This window comes from Mycolicibacterium phocaicum (genome assembly GCF_010731115.1).
GTDB lineage: Bacteria > Actinomycetota > Actinomycetes > Mycobacteriales > Mycobacteriaceae > Mycobacterium > Mycobacterium phocaicum.
Genome location: NZ_AP022616.1, coordinates 3130334 through 3149860 on the forward strand (window position 1 = coordinate 3130334; position 19527 = coordinate 3149860).

General features: G+C 60.6%; 19 protein-coding genes. 13 read left to right on the forward strand and 6 right to left on the reverse strand.

Annotation, left to right across the window (positions count from 1 at the left end):
- Positions 1 to 114 precede the first annotated feature (114 nt).
- The 3 genes from G6N46_RS15105 to G6N46_RS15115 are packed head-to-tail and all read left to right on the forward strand — an operon-like array spanning position 115 to position 1780.
- Entirely contained in the window at positions 115 to 582 is a 468-nt protein-coding gene (locus G6N46_RS15105; RefSeq protein ID WP_064858799.1) for a TIR domain-containing protein, read from the forward strand.
- Positions 579 to 1157, forward strand: coding sequence for a TIR domain-containing protein (locus G6N46_RS15110; protein ID WP_131803677.1), 579 nt, complete (start codon positions 579 to 581; stop codon positions 1155 to 1157). Before G6N46_RS15105 ends, G6N46_RS15110 begins: the two co-directional genes overlap by 4 nt.
- The gene (locus G6N46_RS15115) at positions 1154 to 1780 is read left to right on the forward strand and encodes a hypothetical protein (protein WP_064858797.1); all 627 of its coding nucleotides are present in this window, start codon (positions 1154 to 1156) and stop codon (positions 1778 to 1780) included. Before G6N46_RS15110 ends, G6N46_RS15115 begins: the two co-directional genes overlap by 4 nt.
- On the opposite strand, the gene G6N46_RS15120 is transcribed toward G6N46_RS15115, so the two are convergent.
- Positions 1777 to 2211: an HIT family protein gene (locus tag G6N46_RS15120; protein ID WP_052568725.1), complete on the reverse strand. Its 435-nt coding sequence runs from the start codon at positions 2209 to 2211 to the stop codon at positions 1777 to 1779. The genes G6N46_RS15115 and G6N46_RS15120 overlap by 4 nt on opposite strands.
- Positions 2212 to 2593: 382 nt before the next feature.
- Between G6N46_RS15120 and G6N46_RS15125 the strand changes: the two genes are divergently transcribed.
- Positions 2594 to 3178, forward strand: coding sequence for a CAAX protease (locus G6N46_RS15125; protein WP_234789635.1), 585 nt, complete (start codon positions 2594 to 2596; stop codon positions 3176 to 3178).
- Positions 3179 to 3293: 115 nt separating this feature from the next.
- On the opposite strand, the gene G6N46_RS15130 is transcribed toward G6N46_RS15125, so the two are convergent.
- Positions 3294 to 4391: a helix-turn-helix domain-containing protein gene (locus G6N46_RS15130; RefSeq protein ID WP_064858795.1), complete on the reverse strand. Its 1098-nt coding sequence runs from the start codon at positions 4389 to 4391 to the stop codon at positions 3294 to 3296.
- A 564-nt stretch (positions 4392 to 4955) separates the two neighbouring features.
- On the opposite strand from G6N46_RS15130, the gene G6N46_RS15135 reads away from it, so the two are divergent.
- The 5 genes from G6N46_RS15135 to G6N46_RS15155 all read left to right on the forward strand — a co-directional run bounded on the left by G6N46_RS15135 (position 4956) and on the right by G6N46_RS15155 (position 12810).
- Complete coding sequence (locus G6N46_RS15135) at positions 4956 to 6551, forward strand: class I SAM-dependent DNA methyltransferase (protein ID WP_138247875.1); 1596 nt, start codon at positions 4956 to 4958, stop codon at positions 6549 to 6551.
- A gap of 220 nt (positions 6552 to 6771) precedes the next feature.
- A complete protein-coding gene (locus G6N46_RS15140) occupies positions 6772 to 7728 on the forward strand; it encodes a restriction endonuclease subunit S (protein ID WP_131723115.1) in 957 nt (318 codons plus the stop codon).
- A complete protein-coding gene (locus G6N46_RS15145) occupies positions 7725 to 10847 on the forward strand; it encodes a type I restriction endonuclease subunit R (protein ID WP_052568735.1) in 3123 nt (1040 codons plus the stop codon). Before G6N46_RS15140 ends, G6N46_RS15145 begins: the two co-directional genes overlap by 4 nt.
- Before the next feature lie 50 nt (positions 10848 to 10897).
- On the forward strand, positions 10898 to 11932 hold the full coding sequence (locus G6N46_RS15150; RefSeq protein WP_197746726.1) for a nucleotide kinase domain-containing protein: 1035 nt from the start codon (positions 10898 to 10900) through the stop codon (positions 11930 to 11932).
- Positions 11923 to 12810: a nucleoside triphosphate pyrophosphohydrolase family protein gene (locus G6N46_RS15155; RefSeq protein WP_052568738.1), complete on the forward strand. Its 888-nt coding sequence runs from the start codon at positions 11923 to 11925 to the stop codon at positions 12808 to 12810. Before G6N46_RS15150 ends, G6N46_RS15155 begins: the two co-directional genes overlap by 10 nt.
- Here G6N46_RS15155 and G6N46_RS15160 read toward each other — a convergent pair.
- Together G6N46_RS15160 and G6N46_RS15165 are read right to left on the reverse strand one after the other, a co-directional pair.
- Positions 12807 to 13652: a hypothetical protein gene (locus tag G6N46_RS15160; protein WP_052568740.1), complete on the reverse strand. Its 846-nt coding sequence runs from the start codon at positions 13650 to 13652 to the stop codon at positions 12807 to 12809. The two genes, G6N46_RS15155 and G6N46_RS15160, sit on opposite strands and share 4 nt — an antisense overlap.
- On the reverse strand, positions 13642 to 14859 hold the full coding sequence (locus G6N46_RS15165; protein ID WP_234880514.1) for a toll/interleukin-1 receptor domain-containing protein: 1218 nt from the start codon (positions 14857 to 14859) through the stop codon (positions 13642 to 13644). Before G6N46_RS15165 ends, G6N46_RS15160 begins: the two co-directional genes overlap by 11 nt.
- Positions 14860 to 14952: 93 nt before the next feature.
- Between G6N46_RS15165 and G6N46_RS15170 the strand changes: the two genes are divergently transcribed.
- Together G6N46_RS15170 and G6N46_RS15175 are read left to right on the forward strand one after the other, a co-directional pair.
- The gene (locus G6N46_RS15170) at positions 14953 to 15420 is read left to right on the forward strand and encodes a TIR domain-containing protein (protein WP_138247874.1); all 468 of its coding nucleotides are present in this window, start codon (positions 14953 to 14955) and stop codon (positions 15418 to 15420) included.
- An 8-nt stretch (positions 15421 to 15428) separates the two neighbouring features.
- Positions 15429 to 16082 (forward strand): Nmad2 family putative nucleotide modification protein, encoded by a 654-nt coding sequence (locus G6N46_RS15175; protein WP_138247873.1) that lies wholly within the window; start codon positions 15429 to 15431, stop codon positions 16080 to 16082.
- A gap of 54 nt (positions 16083 to 16136) precedes the next feature.
- Here G6N46_RS15175 and G6N46_RS15180 read toward each other — a convergent pair whose 3' ends face one another.
- Entirely contained in the window at positions 16137 to 16664 is a 528-nt protein-coding gene (locus tag G6N46_RS15180; protein ID WP_052568753.1) for a GNAT family N-acetyltransferase, read from the reverse strand.
- Complete coding sequence (locus G6N46_RS15185; protein ID WP_052568755.1) at positions 16661 to 17449, reverse strand: GntR family transcriptional regulator; 789 nt, start codon at positions 17447 to 17449, stop codon at positions 16661 to 16663. The genes G6N46_RS15180 and G6N46_RS15185 overlap by 4 nt, the downstream gene beginning before the upstream one ends.
- 152 nt (positions 17450 to 17601) lie before the next feature.
- Between G6N46_RS15185 and G6N46_RS15190 the strand changes: the two genes are divergently transcribed.
- Positions 17602 to 18033, forward strand: a complete 432-nt coding sequence (locus G6N46_RS15190; RefSeq protein WP_131808732.1) for a hypothetical protein — start codon at positions 17602 to 17604, stop codon at positions 18031 to 18033.
- Complete coding sequence (locus G6N46_RS15195) at positions 18030 to 19349, forward strand: FtsK/SpoIIIE domain-containing protein (protein ID WP_064858787.1); 1320 nt, start codon at positions 18030 to 18032, stop codon at positions 19347 to 19349. Before G6N46_RS15190 ends, G6N46_RS15195 begins: the two co-directional genes overlap by 4 nt.
- Positions 19350 to 19527 lie beyond the last annotated feature (178 nt).

Sequence of the window (19527 nt, forward strand, 5' to 3'; positions counted from 1 at the left end):
CGCCCAAGCACCGACATTCGTGGAAGCCAATGAGTGCGGGACGGAAATGTCGGACCCGGTCGCTATGGTCAGTTCCGCAGTGATGTGCTGCATGTATCGAGCTGGAGGCCATCGATGGCAAAGACCGTGTTCTACAGTTTCCATTACGAGCGCGATGTTCACCGCGTCCAGCTTGTCCGCAACATCGACGTCCTCGAAGGGCAACCTCTCCTGAACTCGCAAGACTGGGAGAAGGTGCGAGGTCGCGGCCAGCAGGCCATACAAAACTGGATCGACGAGCAGATGCGGTACAAGCGGGCGGTCGTCGTATTGGTCGGGCAGCAAACGGCCGGCCGACCATGGGTCAAGTACGAGATTCAGAAGGCCTGGCACGAACGCAAACCGCTGCTGGGTGTACGAATCCATGGCTTGTCGTCGATGGGCAACGTGGATCAGGCAGGCCCCGATCCCTTTGCGGCTACTGGGCTAGGTTCGGCTGGCATCCCGATTTTCGATCCGACCCGTACCGACTCGCAAAGCACGTACGCTACGCTGCGTCAGAACCTCGCTGCATGGTCTGACCAGGGAGTTAAGCGGCCGTGAGCCTCTACACGGAAGACTTTTTCCGCAACAGGGTCGGCGGTATAACTGCGAGTGCAGCCGAGACTTCCCTCCGGACCGCGTCGAAATCGGCAACTGGGATGTTCGACATCTTCCTCAGTCACAGCTTCCGCGATGCGCGGGTGATACTCGGCATTCGGGAATGGCTCACATCGCAGAACCTGCAGGTATACGTCGATTGGATCGATGATCCAGAGTTGGACCGGTCCGCGGTCTCTGCGGCGACGGCGGCGCGCCTTCGGGAGCAGATGGGGAACTCACGCAGCCTGATCTACGCGACGTCACGTGCTGCCAAAACATCACGCTGGATGCCGTGGGAACTGGGTTATTTCGACGGGTCCAAAGGCAGCTCGCGGGTTTCGATCATGCGGCTCGAAAGCTCCAGCAGCAACAGATTCGTCGGCGAGGAGTACCTCGGTCTGTACAAACAAATCGAGCAGGTCAGCTCAGACGGCAAATTGCAGCCCTACGCAGTACGCCCTTCAGGCAAGCGAGGCGAGTCACTGCGCTCGTTCAGCCAAGCAGCTGGCCGCTACGAAGACTTGGTATATCGATGACCGACGAAAATCAGATCGAGCCCTGCGATCTAGACCAGAGCGACCATCACAAACACATGGACTTCGTCCAGGCCATCATCACCAGGCTGGCGAACAACTCATTTCTCCTCAAGGGTTGGACGCTAACGTTGGCCTCCGCGGTATTGGGTCTTGCGATTACACAGAAGCATGCCGGTCTTGCGCTCGCAGCGCTCGTGCCGGTGGCAGCGTTCTGGCTACTCGATACTTACTATCTGCGTCAAGAGCGCGCCTTCCGCGACATGTATGTCGATATCGCTGCAAAACGCGTGCGCGACTTCAAAATTGAGTCGAAGCCCTATGCCGAAAAGCAGCCTTGGCGGAAAGCAGCGTTCTCCGTGAGTCTCGGCATCTACTACGGCACGATAACCGGAGTTACCGTCGTCGTAGCGGCAATTCTCGCCATCGTCACTGCAGCCCCGGACCAGCGCAATCAGCAGGCCCCTGCTAAGCCGCCACCTACCAGCAGTACCACTGGGTCGCCGTCACCAATCACTTCGCCGAGGCCGATTCCCCAGAGGCCTGACGAATCACCTCCGCATACTGGCGAACCGCCTGCCACGCCTGAGCCGAAAATCCAGGAAGCACCGACAGCAATTCGTTAGTGATGGTCCATTGCTGCGCGGATATCTTGCGCTGCTGAATCTAGTTGTGCGACTGACCATTCCGCGTCATCGGGCCACAAATCGGGCATCCGATCACCGTCTTTCCGAGGAACCAGATGAACATGCAGGTGGAAGACCGACTGACCTGCGGCCACTCCGTTGGACTGAATGATGTTCATGCCGTCAGCGTTCGTTGCTTCGACAACAGCCGCAGCAACTCGACGGGTTGCATCCGCCAGATCATGTGCCTCGCGCTCGCCAATCACCCAGATATTTGGTCGATGAGACGTTGGAACCACAAGCGTATGACCGAGCACTGCTGGAACGTCCGGCAGGAAAGCCACGACTTCGCCAGTGCGCCACACCTCACGAGCTGGCGCAGTGCCCGCAACGATCGCGCAGAAAGGGCACCCGGTCGGCGAGCTACTCATGCTCGTCAAGCCCCCGCGAGGTCCTAGTTGTTGGCAGGCGGTAGTCGCTCATTACGCAACTCTACGGGGCACTAGTAACAGGTAGTCGGGTGCGATCTCGCTCTGTCCAGCCTCCCGCGACCTCGCCATTGGCCATTTGCCTGATCGAGGCATCGCCTTGCGAAGCAAAGAACCCGGGTCGACCGCAGGGGCCGAATACCGGGCTCTTCTGAAATCTCAACCAGAACATCCGTTGGGATGCGACTCTGGCCTTTGTGTAGCTGAGTCTACACGGTGTCACTGTCGACCATCAACGTCGTGGTATGACTGCCCCATGGCGGTACCGTACGGACCTTGGGTCGAGAGCTGGCTGAGTTCCGAACGATTCGCAACCTACTTGAGAATGGCTGGCCACGACAGGTCGCGCGCCTTAGCTCTGTACGAGTGGAGCACAAGCCTCAACGCTGCCCTGCTCCATGACTTCGCCCACCTTGAGGTTGGGCTGCGCAACATGTACGACGCGGCGCTGATGGGCGCGGTTGCGGCTGGCGACAACCACTGGCTGGATGCCACTACAGCCGATCGCCTGTTCCCCAGGAGCGTGGCAGACAACCTGCGGACGCATCGCGATATCGCCACGGCGCGTCGGAACGCTGGCGGAAACGCGGCACCGACAGGCAAGGTGATCGCCGAGTTCACGTTCGGGTTCTGGGTCTTTCTGACTTCGCGCCGCCACGAACCACTCGTCTGGCTACCGCACCTGGCTCAGGCATACCCGCGCGCGACCAACCGCGGACAATTGCACAACAGTTTGGGCGACCTGCTGAACGCTCGGAATCGAGTTGCGCATCATGAGCCAGCGACCGTCAGTGCCGGGCGACAGATTATTCGCCGAATCCGCGGCCAGGCCAGATACATATCGCCGGAGCTCGCACAGCACATCGACGCAACGAGCACGGTCGAGACCATCATTCAAAGCCGCCCTTAAGCGTGGCGTCGGACCAGAGGCAAGCACCGCACCGCTCTGGCGGGAGCCTAGCCCGGGCGGCGCAACCAATCGCTCCGGCCTGCTCAGCCCGGCATTGGACCGCCGGCATCCCGACCTACTTATCCTCGAGCAGCGGCACCTGGTCTTTGTAGCGCGAGATACATTGCTTGACAAAGTCGAGGCGGACATCAATATCGTCAGGCCAGAGCACGGTCGCGACCACACCAATGAGGACAACCCAGTTGAGGGTGTCTGCCTGCTGCGAGTCTGCCTGCCGGTATACACGCAGCGATTCCAGCGAGCGCCAGTCACCCGCTGCAATCATTCCTTGGTTTCCGCCAGCGCGTCTGGCTAGATTTTCGGCGAGCCGTTCGCCAACGCGTACAGCTTCCGCCGCTTCGTTATGGTTGTTGCACGGTAGCCGACGCTCGTCATCGTTCGGGCCAGCTGCAAGCAGCATTCCCGCCCCTCTCGCGAACTCGCTGAACCCGCGCACTTGTCGGTATTGCCGAGCCTGCCGAGACAGATCGACCCGGCGAACGTTTTTTATCCAGTCCGGCATCAGCCACGGCGTCAATGGCCCGAAGGGTTCAGCGGGAACCCGGATAAGGGGCGAGTCAGTTGTCGGGCTTACCGCTGTCGATGCTTGTTCGCGTGCCGCTCGCAGGCCGTCGACGTAACCGCACACCTTGGCAAGGTCCGTGGTAGACAGACCCCCCAAGCCGCGCATGATATCGGCGGTGATGCGCATCCGGGGTACTGCCGCCCCTTTCTCGGGATGGGCTGCCAGAGCAGCAGTTTCGGCCCTCTGCGCCGTCACCAGCATGCCGCTCCACAATTCCAACGCACGTTGCATTGTGCCACCGTCATCGCCGGTGTCATCGATATGACTTATGGAGACAGCGTTTGGTGCATCGGCGTTACTGAAGGCAACGTGGACCCGATACGGGTTGGGCTCCAACGCATCCCGAACCTCACGCAGTCGAGCAGCCGACAGCCCGAGCGCAGGGGCCAGACGCTCAATGATGTCGTCACTGGCCCGGCGCCGTCCTGACTCGACATTGGCCAGCATCGGATAAGAGATACCGACTTGCTCGCCAAGAGCGGTCCGTGTCAACCCGAGATTCTCGCGAGCCTTCACCACCTCCTCGCCAAACAGGCGATGCGGGCGATCAACGTCACGACGGTCTTGCTTACTTGGTTCGTCTGCCATAGCCCAACCTTATACCGCTGATCGGTATAAATGAATGCTTGATGTTATCCCTGCATGGGTGTAACGTCTCGCGGTATAGGAAACCGCCAGCGCTATACCGATTGCGGGATAGCTCGGATCTAGGAGTTGCCGTGCGAAAGCAAGCTCGTTCCGGAATGCAGCGCCGACGCGCCCACCTGCAGAAATGCCCCGCGAGTGGCAAGGTTCGCTTCCGCGATCAACGTGAGGCCGTGCGCGCCCTGCAGTCCTGCGATAACGCACGCCAGCGTGCCGCGGAGCTCAGAGCCGAAAGCAGGCGCAGGGAGTGCCGGACCTACTACTGCGACGATTGCCGGGGCTGGCACACGACGAGTCAGGAGAACCGGCCGCGTCACCTGCACTTCGACGCGCCGCGCGCTATCGCGAACAACCACGTCGGCTTTGTCGGGCGCCGGGCCTAAAGTGACATCGAGAACGCGGTCCAGAAAACAGAAAGCACTCTGACCTGCAGATATTGTTTCACTGAACTGACACAATGCGAACCATCAGCAACAAGCGGTGACCCACCAAGGAGATAACCACCACATGGCGCGAGCCAAGACAACGAAGTCGAGCACAGCGACCAAGACGCTTGAACAGCGACTCTGGGACGCCGCTGATGCGCTCCGAGGCAACCAAGAGCCGTCCGAGTACAAGCACGTCGTCCTCGGCCTGGTCTTCCTCAAGTACATCTCCGACCGCTTCGAAGCGCGCTACCGCGACATCGAGACCGCGCTGTCTGACCCGGATTCCGACGACTACATCCCGAACGAGACGCGCCGCCTGACATTCCTCGAAGACCGAGACGAGTACCGCAGCCACAACGTGTTTTGGGTCCCGGTCGAGGCCCGGTGGGAGAACATCCAAGCCAAGGCCAAGCTGCCCGAAATCGGCCAGATCATCGACAACGCGATGGATTTGATCGAGAAGGAGAACCCATCGGTCAAGGGTGTCCTGCCGCGCAACTACGGCCGCGAGGGCCTCGACAAGGGGCGTTTGGGCCAGCTCGTCGACTTGATCGGATCAATCGGCTTCACCGAGTCCGACGACCACGGCTCCGATGACGTGCTGGGCCGCGTCTACGAATACTTCCTGGGTCAGTTCGCCGGCAAGGAGACTGGCAAGGACGCCGGTGCGTTCTACACGCCACGATCGGTAGTCAAGACGCTCGTCGAGATGCTGGAGCCTTACCACGGTCGTGTGTACGACCCGGCATGTGGCTCGGGTGGCATGTTCGTACAGTCAGCTGAATTCGTAAAAGCGCACGGCGGCAAGCGAACTGACATTTCAGTCTACGGACAAGAGTTCACCGACACCACGTGGAAGCTGGCCAAGATGAACCTCGCGCTGCGCGGCATCGAGGCAGACTTGGGCGATCGCTCGGCAGACTCGTTCAGCAGCGATCTGCACCCGGATCTACGCGCTGACTTCGTCATCGCGAATCCGCCGTTCAACGTGTCGAACTGGTGGGATGCCAAGCTGGCCGATGACCCGCGCTGGAAGTACGGGACACCGCCCGAGGGCAACGCCAACTTCGCGTGGGTGCAGCACTTCATTTATCACTTATCACCAAAGGGCACAGCAGGATTCGTACTCGCGAACGGATCACTAAGTTCAAAGTCGGGCGGGGAAGGTGAGATTCGCCGCAAGCTGGTCGAGGCGAACCTCGTCGACTGTGTGGTCGCGATGCCGGACAAACTGTTCTTCAACACCGGTATCCCGGTAAGCCTGTGGTTCGTGTCGAAGGATCGCTGCGGCAACGGGCACCGTAACCGCGAAGGCGAAGTGCTATTCGTCGACGCACGCAAACTGGGTCGCATGGAGACCCGCCGCCTGCGTACGCTCGACGATGCCGACATCGCGAAGATTGCCGATGCATACCACTCGTGGCGCAACCATGACGGTGGATTCGAAGACGTCGCAGGCTTCGCAAAAGCAGCTTCGCTCAGCGATATTGAACAGAACGACTTCGTCCTGACGCCTGGGCGCTACGTCGGAACCGAGGAAGCTGAAGCCGACGATGAGCCGATCACCGACAAGATCGAGCGGCTGACGAAGGAGTTGTTCGCGGAATTCGAACGAGGACGCGAACTCGAAACTGCGATTCGGTCAGGCTTGCGGGAGGTCGGGTATGGCAACTGAGTGTCGAATCGGTGACGTCGTCGACCTTCAACGGGGTACGACGTACAAGGGAACACTTGTCGGAGCAGCTGGTCCAGCCTTATTGGGACTGGGGTCGATCGTTCCTGGCGGAGGTTTCCGGAACGATTTCAAGACATACGGTGGTGACTGCCCACCTCAGCTAATGCTCAGGCCCGGTGACCTCTTCGTATCCCTCAAGGGCGCCACAAAGGATGGCGACATGATCGGCTCTGTCGCGCGTGTTCCCGATTCAGTCGCGATTGGCCGCCTGACGCAGGACACCGTAAAGCTCATCTTCCGCGATGTCGACAAGTCCTTCGAGCGTTACTTGTACTGGTTGCTCCGTACGCCTGACTACCGAATCTATTGCGCCGCAAGAGCATCGGGCAGCGCTGTCGCCGCGCTAAGTCGCGCGGATTTCCTCGCATATCCGGTTCCGCAGTTGACCAAATCACGAAGCGCGATCGTAGGGCTACTGGAGGTGATCGAAGACAAGATCGAGTCGAACCGCCGCCTCGCCACAAGCGCTTCCTCACTGGTCGATTCGATGGCTGCGCGTCTAACAATAGATACGGAAACGAAGCCGTACTCGCTGAGCGAACTGGTCGACTTCAACCGAGTGACATTGCGACCAGGCACGCCTAGCTCGACGATTCACTACGTCGACATTGCGTCGGTGACTCCCGGCGAGATCACGGAAGTATCTGGCACGACATGGGCACAAGCACCCAGCCGAGCGCGACGAGGCGTGGCAGATGGTGATGTCATCTATTCGACAGTCCGTCCGGGCCGCCGATCATTCGCACAAATTTTGGACCCGGATCCGCGCACTGTCGTCTCCACTGGATTCGCCGTAATGACACCATCGGACCGATTCGGTAGCTCACTGCTGACCACTATCGCCGGTTCGCCAGACTTCGCCTCATACTTGGAATCGGTCGCTCACGGAAGCGCGTATCCGGCAGTGAGTATTGCGGCGATGGGTAACTACCTGGTCAACGTGCCCATCGATGAGACGCTCGTTGCGGAGTTCGAGTCGGAGACGATGCCGCTCCGCCGAAAGGTTCACCAGGCTCGTCGTGAGTCGTCCCAGTTAGTGTGCCTTCGCGACGCCCTCCTCCCAGAGCTCCTCGCCGGCCGCATCCGCGTCCCCGCAGCCGCCCAGGCCATCGCATGACGATGTTCAACGAGTCCACCGTCGAGGACGCGGCACTCGATTACCTTCGCGCACTTGGATATTCGACGGCTTTCGGCCCCAACCTCGCTCCAGAAGGCAGTCAGCCAGAGCGGACCACGTTTGAGCAGATCTATCTGTACGACCGCCTGCGCGTCGCTGCAGGCCGGATCAACCCCGAGCACCGCGACCTTGTCGACGAAGCGATCAAACGCGTCGAACGTGCCGAGAGCCAGAGTGAGGTATCCGAGAATTCTCGCGTTCACAAGCTGCTAATCCATGGCATACCAATCGAATACCGCGACTCCGACGGTTCGGTGCGCACCATATCTATCAAGCTCATCGACTTCGACAACCCGGCGAACAACGATTGGCTGGCTGTCAACCAGTTCACGATTGTCGGCAATAAGAACCGCCGCCCAGACGTGCTGGTGTTTGTTAACGGCATACCGCTCGCGCTGCTTGAACTCAAGAACCTCGCCAACGAGCACGCCACACTCAGGAACGCCTGGAATCAGGTGCAGACCTACCGCAAAGACATTCCCGCTGTGTTCGTACCCAACGCCGTGACCGTCATCAGTGACGGCATCAGCGCAGCGATGAGTTCGTTCGCCGGCAGCTTCGAGCACTACGCACCCTGGAAGACGATCGACGGCCGTGAGGTGGTCTCCGGCGTTCCCGCGCTTGAAGTCCTCATCAAAGGCGTCTTTGAGCCGTCACGCTTCCTCGACATCGTGAAGAACTTCATCGTCTTCAGCGAAGAAACCGTCACCGACAAGAAGTCGGGCCAGAAGACGAGCGTCCTGATCAAGCGCGTGGCAAAGTACCACCAGTACTGGGCCGTGAACTCGGCAGTCGAGTCGACCGTCGAAGCCGCCGGTCCGGACGGTGACCGCCGCGGCGGCGTCGTCTGGCACACCCAGGGCTCGGGCAAGTCGATCGAGATGTTGCTCTACGCCGCCAAGATCATGCGCGATGAGCGGATGAGCAATCCGACACTCGTATTCCTCACAGACAGAAACGATCTCGATGACCAGCTGTTTGGAGAAGTGTTCGCGCCCGCCGACATCCTGCCTGAGAAACCCACCCAGGCCGATTCCCGCGCCGACCTGCGCACGCTGCTGCGCCGCGTCTCAGGCGGCATCATCTTCACCACGCTGCAGAAGTTCGCGCCCGAGCAGGGCGACGACGCCAACCCTGTCCTGACCGACCGGCGCAACGTCGTCGTGGTCGCCGACGAAGCACACCGCTCGCAATACGGTTTCAGCGAAACACTCTCGCGCGACGGCACTTTGAAGGCCGGCCTGGCCAAGCACATGCGCGATGCGCTGCCCGGTGCGACGTTCCTGGGCTTCACCGGCACGCCCATCGAGTCGACCGACAAGTCGACACGTGCCGTGTTCGGTGACTACATCGACGTCTACGACCTCACCCGCGCAGTCGAGGACGGCGCGACGGTCAAGATTTTCTACGAGTCACGCCTGGCCAAGGTCGCACTCAGCGACGACGATTTGGCCAGCCTCGACGAGCTGGCCGACGAAATCACCGAGAAGGTGGAACAAGACGTTGCCGACAAAGCAAAGTCACGCTGGGCCCGCCTCGAAGCGATCGTCGGTGCCGAAGAACGCCTCGACCTCATAGCCCGCGACATCGTCGAGCATTGGGAGAAGCGTCGAGAGGCAATGCTCGGCAAAGCCATGGTCGTCACCATGAGCCGACGTATCGCCGTGCGGCTATACGAGAAAATTGTTGCGCTGCACCCTGATTGGCACAATACCGACCCCGCCAAGGGCAAGATCAAAGTCGTCATGACCGGTTCGGCTGCAGACCCTGCCGAGTTCCAACCACACATCTACTCGAAGGACGTCCGCAAGGACCTCAAGGCACGCGCCAAGAATCCCGACGATCCGCTGGAACTCGTCATCGTCCGCGATATGTGGCTCACTGGGTTCGACGCCCCGTCGATGCACACCATGTACGTCGACAAGACCATGCAGGGCGCCGGGCTCATGCAGGCCATCGCCCGCGTCAACCGCACCTTTCGCGACAAGCCCGGCGGCTTGATCGTCGACTACATCGGCGTCTTCGCCAACCTGCAGCAGGCACTCGTTGAATACTCCCCCAGCGACCGCGATCAAGCTGGCGTGCCGATCGAGGAACTCGTCAATGTCATGCTTGAGAAGCACGATATTATTCGCGGCTTGCTGCACGGCTGCGACTTCAACTCCAGCCCGGAATTGTCAGCAGCGCAACGACTTTCCGAGCATGCTAAAGTCCTTGACTTCGTCATGGCCGACCCCGACCGTACCCAACGCTTCCTGGACCAGGTACTCGCGTTGGCCAAGGCGTACGCGCTCTGCGGCTCTCGCGACGAGGCGGCCGCGATCCGCAACGATGCGCGACTGTTTGCCGACGTGCGCGCCGCGATCCTGAAAATTCAGAACCCCGATGCCGGGCGTGGTGGATCGGGTGCCGTCGAAATCGACACGGCCATCGGGCAACTTGTGAACGAAGCCGTCGCCGCCGACGAGGTGGTCGACATCTACAAGCTCGCCGGCGTAGAGACTCCGGAGCTGTCAATCCTTTCCGATGAGTTCCTCGACTCGCTAGCCCACAAGGACAAGCCGAACCTCCAGATGGGTCTACTGCGGAGGCTGCTCAACGATCAGATCAAGACGATTTCGCGCACGAATCTCGTTCAGAGCCGCAAGTTCTCAGAGCAACTCGAAGAAGCGATCAATAAATATACGAACCGATCGTTGACGACGGCCGAGATCATCGCCGAGCTCGTGAAGCTCGCCAAGGAAATGCGCGACCAATCCCAACGCCACACCCAGCTCGGGCTCAGCGAGGCTGAGGCTGCGTTCTACGACGCGATCGTGCAGAACGATGCGGCCGTGCTGCAGATGGGAGACGACACCCTCAAGAAGATCGCCGTCGATATCGTCTGGTCCGTCCGCAACAGTGTGTCGATCGACTGGCAATACAAGGAATCGGTTCGCGCCGCGATGCGCACCAAAGTCCGTCGCCTTCTTGCGAAATACGACTATCCGCCTGACATGGAAGACAAGGCGATCGAGTTGGTTTTGGCGCAAGCGGAATTGTTCGCTGGTGCCGCCTAGCAGACATCTGGTGATCAAGCAGACCGAGGCAATACCCAGGGGAGGGACGAATGGCAGCGAGGTCAGTTCGACCGGAGACGATCAAGATTTCGGGGCGCACCCTGCGGCCTACTCCCGTATTCGATACCTACTGGCGATTTGCCTCTGAACGCCAAGCCATCTACGAGGCTCGCCTGGGAGAGCAAGGCGCTCCCTGGACAGCAGACCCGATCCTTACGAACTTTCGATTCACGAACTGTTACCGAGCCTCCGACCGCGTGAGCCAGTTCCTGATCCAACGCGTCGCCTACGCCGGCGACCAATCTGCCGACGAGACGACTTTCCGAGTTCTGCTCTTCAAGTTCTTCAACCGAATCAGCACTTGGGAGCTGCTGGAAAACGAACTAGACGACCTACGATGGAGCGACTTCGATCTCGATCATTTCGACCAGATCCTCAGCGACACGTTCGATCGCGGTCACCGCCTGTACTCGGCTGCCTATGTCATTCCGCCACCCCGTTTGGGAGCAAGCAGGAAGCACACCAATCACCTGCGTCTCCTCCAATCAATGATGGAAGACGACCTCCCAGCTCGGCTTCAGGACTCACCGTCCATGAGGCACGCATTCGATCTGCTCCGCTCATACCCCACCATGGGAGACTTCCTCGCCTTCCAGATGCTCATCGACCTCAACTATTCGACGTTGCTCGACTTTGACGAAATGGACTACGTCGTCGCTGGCCCGGGAGCTCGTGACGGCATTCGTAAATGCTTCGGCGCTGAGGCGCGGGGCGTCGAGCACGACGTCATCCGCTACATGGCAGACGCCCAACACGAGCACTTTGCTCGTCTCGGTCTTGACTTCGCCGGGCTCAACGGGCGCCCGTTACAACTCATCGACTGTCAGAACCTCTTCTGCGAGGTAGACAAGTACGCGCGAGTCGCACACCCAGAGTTTCAAGGTCTGAGCGGTCGATCCCGCATCAAGCAGAAGTTCGCGCCAGTCACGGATCGCCTGACTGCATGGTTTCCTCCCAAGTGGGGTATCAACGCACCCTCTGTGACCATCGCCCCTGTCTCACACCAAGAGCCAGCGTGGATCTGAACGACTACCAGGCGTTAGCGTTACAGACCGACGTCCGGCCACAGCGGGAACTCGAAGACACGGTCGTTCACCTGCTTGGCCTAGCAGGCGAAGCAGGCTCGGTCGCCGCCGAATACAAGAAGCATCTGCGCGACGGCAAGGCACATGGCGCCTGGCGCGAGCGCATGGCAGAGGAACTGGGCGATGTCCTGTGGTACCTCGCCGCAATCGCCGACCGGCTGGATCTGAGACTCGCCGACATAGCGGCGGCCAATCTCGCCAAGACTCGGGCACGTTGGATTCCTGGCTTCCCCGCTCCCTTCGACGAATCGTTCCCCGAGAACGAGCGACTTCCACGTTCGGGTGTCTACGAATTCCGGGCCGTGCCCGAGACTGAAGTCTCGCGCCCATCCGTTGATCTATTTTTCAACGGCCTGAAGGTCGGCGATCGACTTACTGATGCGTCGGATTCACCCGACGGATACAGGTTTCATGACGTATTCCACCTTGCTTTTGCCACATTCCTCGGCTGGTCACCGTTGACGCGCGCGCTGCTCGGCCGCAAACGTCGAAGTGATCGGATCGTCGATGAGAACCAAGACGGCGGACGTGCGGTGGTGTTGGAGGAGGGTATTTCCGCGCTTGCGTTTGCCTACGGCGCCGAACACGGACTGCTCGACGGCGTCGAACACGTAGACCAGTCGCTCATAGGCGCCATCGACAGCGCTTCAGCCAACGTCGAGGTTGCGGATAGAACTGGCGCCGACTGGGAACGAGCGATCCTGGCCGGCTTCAAGGTGTTTCGCGAATTGCTGGCTCATGACGGCGGCTTTGTAGCATTCGACGCCGACGCTGGCCAACTCGAGTTCATGTCCGAGAAGCCCGTGACCTCGGACTAAGAACTCAGTTTCGATAAACCCAAGATCGACAGAGTTGCCACGTCAGCCGGACGGTTGGTCTGAGCAAGCAACGCACGGTCGTCGCTCGTTAGGCCGTCGTCGGCGAACTCGCTCGGCAGGAGGTCGGACACAGAAGCCTCAACCTCGGTCGTGACGCCGGCCGGGAGTTCAGCAGGCAACCACTCGTACAGGTCAGGGTGGGCGATGCGTCCGACAAGGGTGGCTGCTCCCCCGAAGCCGCCGGCAATGAAAAGCGGCTTTCCCAGTGTTGCTGTCAGTGCAGCCTCTTCCGCTATACCGGGGAAGGCCCCAGCGAATCCGACGACTTTGCCACCTAAGACGACACGCGCATCGCTGACGTCAGACGTGACTTTGCGCATCGCAGTCAAAGCTTGGCCCGAATCGACTTCGCCACGAGCGAAACTGGCGGCAGATATGTCGGCAACTTCGCGCGCAACGCCGGTCGCGTCGATGAACCGAACGCGTGCCTTGACGCTCAGCCCGCCTACGTACTCAAGGAGATCGGTATCGGCAATTCCAGCGTGCTCGGTGTAGGGCACGTAGTGCTCGAATGCGCCTGCAGCAGCTCCGTAGCGCTCAGCGTCCGATCTGTAGCGCTCAGCTTCGTCGAGCACAATGTTTGTGAAGCCCCAGTTGATGCGGCCGCCATATACGACGGTGCCGCCGGCGATCAGAATTGCCCGCGTCAATTCGGCGACCGCGAGTTCGAGGTGCACATTGTAAAGGCCAAGCCGAGCGAGGTCGTCACTCTCGGAGACCGACAGCGCGATACGTTTGCCTTTCAATGCATTTCGAGGAACCAGCTCTGGATCATTGACCATACGACACCTCACCCCCGCGGAGCGCGAACGTTCTCGGAGTTAGCACGTCAACACGTCCGTCGAACCCGGCGAGTGTGCACATCTCATCAACGACGGCTCGCTCTTCTGCGCCGAGTGGCGGATCGGGGTGGATGATCCAGAGGTGCTCGTCATCGGCGTCTTCGGCTTTGTGGCGTGTCAGCCATTCGACAGCGGTGACCGGCTCGGGCGCATGTACTGGCAACCAGTCGAACCCGTGCGCACTGATGTACGAGGACTGCGCCGTCCACAAGGCGCGCTTGAGAACTTCGTCGACAAGCTTGTCGAGTGCCTTCTCGATTGATGCGGCTGAGTCAGCACGAGCAAGGGGCACGGTCGGAACGTGATCCATTAGAAAGGAGCCACGAGACTCACCATCAGAAAGCGCCATGAGGCCGACAATCGGTACATCATTACGCTTAGCCACCAAGACCTCACGCTGGGTCCACTCCCGACTCGCATACCTGTCCGTCCGGACCATCAGCAACGCGCATGACCGTGCCTCCCGCTTCAAGTCGGCCGCCCAATCGCTTCCAGGTTGCAGGTCGTGGGCGTCGAAGAATTCGGTGAGTTTGCTGTTGGCGATGATCGCACGGACCTGTTCAAATACCGGCGGCCCGGGTAGCGCATCCTCTCCCAACGAATTGTGCTTCGCATGGCTCACGAAAACTTTGATCCTGTTCGCTGTCCCAGCGGCCAATTGTGCGATGGCCTGGCCAACACTGCGTTCGAGGAGACCCGCAACGCTGGCTGATTCGTCCGGGAGGCGCATGATCGAGGACAAGGCCGTTCCAAGCACCGATCCATTCAAGTTGACGCCACCGGGCGCGAGCACCGGGAGAACCGCAACTTCAGATCCGTTGGCACCTACGCAAGCCCTGATGTAGTCGGCCCAAGTCTGGTCGGTTTCGGCCGCGTCCCTGAGAGCAAGGCCCACCACCGGAATCACTGCTGCAAACTGTGCCGGTTGGACAACTCCGGACGCGACGCCTGGCAACAGCAATGGACGTGGGGCCGACATACCGGGCTGCCAGCTGGCACTGCGCCCATACACCTCCACCGCACCGCCCGCGAGGCCGGAGTAGGTCGGGGAGTGGAAGTGGTCGTGCAGTCGCCGGAAGATGCCCTCGCCAGCCACGTCTCCTGGGTGCCAGACAACGTACACATCGAGGATTGGAGGCACCGGCATGCCCTGGAGCCTATGGGATCAGCGCGACGCGCACGGAGGACCCGAATTTGTCGGGGGTCGGCCGTACTCTCAAATAAGAAGGAGGCTCACATCATGGCCGATCAGCACAACGTATTCATCAGTCACCGTCACGAGGACGATGCCCTGGTCGGTCAGCTCAAGACCCTCCTATCGAAAAACGGGGCCGATGTCCGGGACTCCTCCGTCACGAGCAACACCCCGAACGACGCCAATTCAGAGTCCTACATCAAACAAATCCTCGCCGACCGCATCAAGTGGGCCGGGAAGATCATTGTGATCATCTCCCCGGACACCAAGAACCACGAATGGGTCAGCTGGGAGATCGAGTACGCCAACCGGTACCCCGACAAACGCATCATCGGTGTGTGGGCCCCGGGAGCCGCCGGAGCCGACATGCCGCCCGAGCTCGACGAGTACGCGGACGCCGTCGTCGGCTGGAACAGTGAGGCGATCATTGACGCGCTCAACGGCAATGACAACTGGCAGGGACCCGACGGCGCGACAGTGCCTCCCCGGTCTATCAAGCGGCTCGCCTGCTAACAACGACCTTGCGCCTCTTCAGTTACGTCGTCCGCTACGACTTCGGATTCGCTCCCAACCCATTCGAGGGGTGGTGCACCGTCGCGGCCTGCAAGCCCGACATTCGACGTGCTGCCAAGGTAGGCGACTGGGTAGTCGGGACAGGCTCGGCGCAGAAAAAGTTGGCCGGGAAGCTCGTGTACGCGATGCGGGTCGAGGAGGTCTTGACTTTCGACGACTACTGGAAGGACTCCCGGTTCTCCCGCAAGATTCCGACAGATCAAGGTGCAGTGAAGCGCGCCTACGGCGACAACATCTACCGCCACGCCGACGACGGTTCGTGGCTGCAGGCAGACTCACGGCACAGCCTTGATGGCGGCGTTCCAAATCCCGGACATATCGCCACTGACACCTCAGTTGACTCTGTTCTGATCTCATCGCACTTCACCTACTTCGGCGGCGACGGAATCGACGTTCCAACCCACCTACGCGAAAGCTTCGGTATTGATTTGGTCCAACGTGGACGCGGGCATCGTTGCAGGTTCCCCGACGAACTTGTTACAGCCGCCGTCTCTTGGCTCGACGGGCTCGATCGCGGCATTCTGGGCCGCCCAGCAGACTGGAAGCGATCAACCGGCGCCGTGACGGCCGCGGCACGTAGAGCGGCAGCTACGCCGACGTGACCGAATTGAACTGAGCGTTCCGGTCACGCCTATCCATACAAACACTGCGGACGTTTAATTCGTGGGGTGATTGCTAGGTAGAAAATAGACGGCAGCCGCTTCAGCCTTGCCGCCACTGTGCTCATGGCCAACCGTCCCGAGACGTTGATAACCGAGCTTCTCGTAGAGTCGGATTGCGTCGCGATCTTTGAGCATCACATCAAACGCCACCGCCAAATCATGTTCGTCGGCGAACGCACGCGCAGCCTTCATAAGAAGCGATCCAGCGCCAACATTGCGGTAGCGTGGATCAACGAAAAGCCTTGCGAGGATTGCTAATCGACTGATCTGCCCACCGGTGGCACGTTGCCAGAGCATCGCCGCATCGTCGGTGTCGCGTGCATTGGCCAACGCCACGTGGCCGATGACCTCCGCACCATACACAGCGACCCATGCGGCGAGTTCCGCCGGCGGCGCGATCCACGCTTCGGGATTGTCGACCCCTTCAACCGGATATCCGTCACGAGCATGGACGCGAACGAGAACGTCGGCGAGTGCGGCAAGGTCCGCCTGGCAGCGGCGACGGATGACTACGTCGTTCATTCATCCACCTTCATGGTGTAGTCGAGACCGGTGTAGTCGGCCCGCATGATGAATTCGGTGACCTCGAACGGTCGCTTGTCCTGATCAAGTCCGGTGTGCAACACCACGAGGACGGGGACACCCTCGGGCATCATCAGTCCCCGCGCTTCCTCTGGGGTCGGCATCCGAGCTGTCACTTCTTCGCGCGTGTAGGTGATGAGATGGCCCTTGTCCTCGAATCGCGCGTAGAGGTCGCCAACTCCGAGTTCATCGTTGCGCGCCAAGACAGAACCCTTGGCGACATCCCATGGGATGTACGTGATGCCGATCTGCATGGGTTCAGAGTCCGCGAAGTACCAATTCTCCCTTCGCACAGCACTTTTCGCGTCCGCACTGATCCGCAGACGTTCGGCAATCGCTTTCGGAGGCACAACGCGCTCGATATTGGCCAAGAACGCATTAGGCACACGGTCCTGCGCACGCACTTCGGCGTGGAACGGCGACAACCCTGTTTCTTCGCGCAACTTACGCGAGTAGCGTCGCTGCCCGAATCGCATCAGACGCGGCGCAGACCGGACGAATACACCCCGACCATGCTCGGCGGTGACCAAACCAGATTTTGCGAGCTGCCTGACGGCCTCGCGCGCCGTATTACGTGCCACGTCGTATGTCACTGCGAGCTGCCGCTCCGAAGGCAGCTTGTCCCCCGGCCCTAAATCTCCCGACTCAATCGCAGCACGCAGCGCCGCCTCCACCTGCCGGCTGGCGGTGGAGTCACCTTGCGGAGTTCTTTCTGCGTCAGCCACAGGGCAAGTGTAGAACAACTGGCTCAAGCCACCTATTGACAAGTGGCTTAAGCCAGTCTTACCGTGGCTTTACTGGCTCAAGCCAGTTGCGATGGGACCTCCAACGCACAAGGAAAACCACAACCAGGAGACGAAAACCCATGGATATCAAGGTGACTGGAGATGTTTACGCGTGGATCGTCAAGCCGGCCCGGCCGCGATCGATGTACTCCGGCCGAGGCGAAGGCCGCGTAGCAACTGGGCGTGAGTACGACGATGACGGTGCCCCACCCTCCGCAGCGGAGGTGCTGCTCATCAGCGATTCACTCGGCGTCACGCCCGGCGCCACCCTGGTCATGCCCGACAGCGTGGCTGCAGCAGTGCCGGTCGGGGCCATCGTGGCGGTCACCGGCCGCAACGAGTTGTCAGCACGAATCCTCGGAGGCGACTTCGGCAGCACCCGCGTCTCAATCCTCGGCATCACCGACGCCCGCATCATCGCCGACGGCGCACAACTGATCCGCGAAGCCGCCATCAGGAACAACACTGCTGGCCGAAGCGCCAGCGGAACCGCCGCACCGACGCCCGGGAAGGTGTCGGCATGAACCCCAATCCGTACGCACCCGTCGACCCCGACACGCCCCTGCGGTTCGACCACCTCCTACACCTGCTGACCACGGTCGCTATTTGGTGCGCCGTGTTCGTCGTCATCAGTGCCGCGACACTGTCGTATTGGCGGCTGCATTCACCCGAGACTTTCGAGCGCGACTTCGCGGCACCAGCCCGCAGGATGCGGTGGCGACTGTGGGCCATTCTCACCTGGGAGCGGTTGGCCAAGCGGTGCGGATTGTCCGCATCCGAGCACGTCACACGGAAGGACAACGAAGGCCGCCCAGTCACTGAGACGGTCTGGTTCCATCCAAAGTTGGTGCAGGTAAAGGCATCTGGTCACTGCCTGCATCTGACGGTACGAACCCGCACGGGACTGACGGTCGAAGACTTGGAGCGTGCCGTTCCCGCAATACGCGACGCAGCGCGAGCACACTCCGCACGCTCGGTCGTCATCGCGCCCGGCGCAGTTCAGATCGAGCTGGTGATGCGCGAACAGCTCGCCGCAGTCAACCACAGCGCACCATCGTCAGCGTTGGCCGTCCGCAATGTGCAGCTCGGCCGCTGCGAAAACGGCAACCCCTGGACCCTAACCATCACCGGCCGACATACCCTCACGGTCGGCTGCTCCGGCGCAGGCAAAGGATCAATCTTCTGGGGTATCGCAGGCGGCTACGGGCCAGCAGTCGCCGCTGGGTTGGTCCGGCTGGTTGGGATCGACCTCAAATACGGTATCGAATTGTCCGTCGGTGCAAACCTGTTCACCAAGATCGCCACCACGGAGTCCGAAGCAGTGAAAACCCTTGCCGCACTGGAAAAGCTGATGGACAAGCGCGGCCTTGCGATGGCAGGCAAGACCCGCGAACACACTCCCACCACATCAGCTCCCCTAACTGTCCTGCTGATCGACGAACTTGCCGGGGTCACGGCATACATGAGCGACCCGGCCCTACGCAAGGAAGCCGCAGCCTCGCTGTCCCGGATTCTCACCAAGGGCCGCGCATTGGGCATCGTCGTGGCGGCGTTCCTCCAGGACCCCCGCAAAGAGGTGCTCCCGATGCGCGGATTGTTCACCCAAACCATCGCGCTGCGGCTCCGGTCCCGCGAGGAAGTCACGATGGTGCTCGGTGACGGATTGGCCGACAAGGCACCTGCACACCGCATCAGCCCGGACGTGCCCGGCACAGGATACGTCGTCGCGGAAGACGGACAAGTCACCAGAGTGCGTTCCGACTACTGGAGCGATGACCAAATTCGCACGACAGCAAGGAAATACGGACGGTCAAACACCACCGGAGCGGGCCATGAATGACGATTGGCGCATCTTCGAACCGCCAGACCAGCACGAACTATCCAGACGAGCCGACGATCTCTTGCGCCGAGTCAGCCTCGTCCGCGCCCACGGCTGGGACCAGTACCGCCAACTCTGGTCCTGCGGCGAAGTCCTGGGACTTGCACTGCTCTTGGGCGACGGCTCAGAACTCCAACGG

Coding starts and splice junctions, on each gene's coding strand:
- G6N46_RS15105 (WP_064858799.1), top strand. CDS start 115: ATGGCAAAGACCGTGTTCTACAGTTTCCATTACGAGCGCGATGTTCAC.
- G6N46_RS15115 (WP_064858797.1), top strand. CDS start 1,154: ATGACCGACGAAAATCAGATCGAGCCCTGCGATCTAGACCAGAGCGAC.
- G6N46_RS15120 (WP_052568725.1), bottom strand. CDS start 2,211: ATGAGTAGCTCGCCGACCGGGTGCCCTTTCTGCGCGATCGTTGCGGGC.
- G6N46_RS15125 (WP_234789635.1), top strand. CDS start 2,594: ATGGCTGGCCACGACAGGTCGCGCGCCTTAGCTCTGTACGAGTGGAGC.
- G6N46_RS15130 (WP_064858795.1), bottom strand. CDS start 4,391: ATGGCAGACGAACCAAGTAAGCAAGACCGTCGTGACGTTGATCGCCCG.
- G6N46_RS15135 (WP_138247875.1), top strand. CDS start 4,956: ATGGCGCGAGCCAAGACAACGAAGTCGAGCACAGCGACCAAGACGCTT.
- G6N46_RS15140 (WP_131723115.1), top strand. CDS start 6,772: ATGATCGGCTCTGTCGCGCGTGTTCCCGATTCAGTCGCGATTGGCCGC.
- G6N46_RS15145 (WP_052568735.1), top strand. CDS start 7,725: ATGACGATGTTCAACGAGTCCACCGTCGAGGACGCGGCACTCGATTAC.
- G6N46_RS15150 (WP_197746726.1), top strand. CDS start 10,898: ATGGCAGCGAGGTCAGTTCGACCGGAGACGATCAAGATTTCGGGGCGC.
- G6N46_RS15160 (WP_052568740.1), bottom strand. CDS start 13,652: ATGGTCAATGATCCAGAGCTGGTTCCTCGAAATGCATTGAAAGGCAAA.
- G6N46_RS15165 (WP_234880514.1), bottom strand. CDS start 14,859: ATGCCGGTGCCTCCAATCCTCGATGTGTACGTTGTCTGGCACCCAGGA.
- G6N46_RS15170 (WP_138247874.1), top strand. CDS start 14,953: ATGGCCGATCAGCACAACGTATTCATCAGTCACCGTCACGAGGACGAT.
- G6N46_RS15180 (WP_052568753.1), bottom strand. CDS start 16,664: ATGAACGACGTAGTCATCCGTCGCCGCTGCCAGGCGGACCTTGCCGCA.
- G6N46_RS15195 (WP_064858787.1), top strand. CDS start 18,030: ATGAACCCCAATCCGTACGCACCCGTCGACCCCGACACGCCCCTGCGG.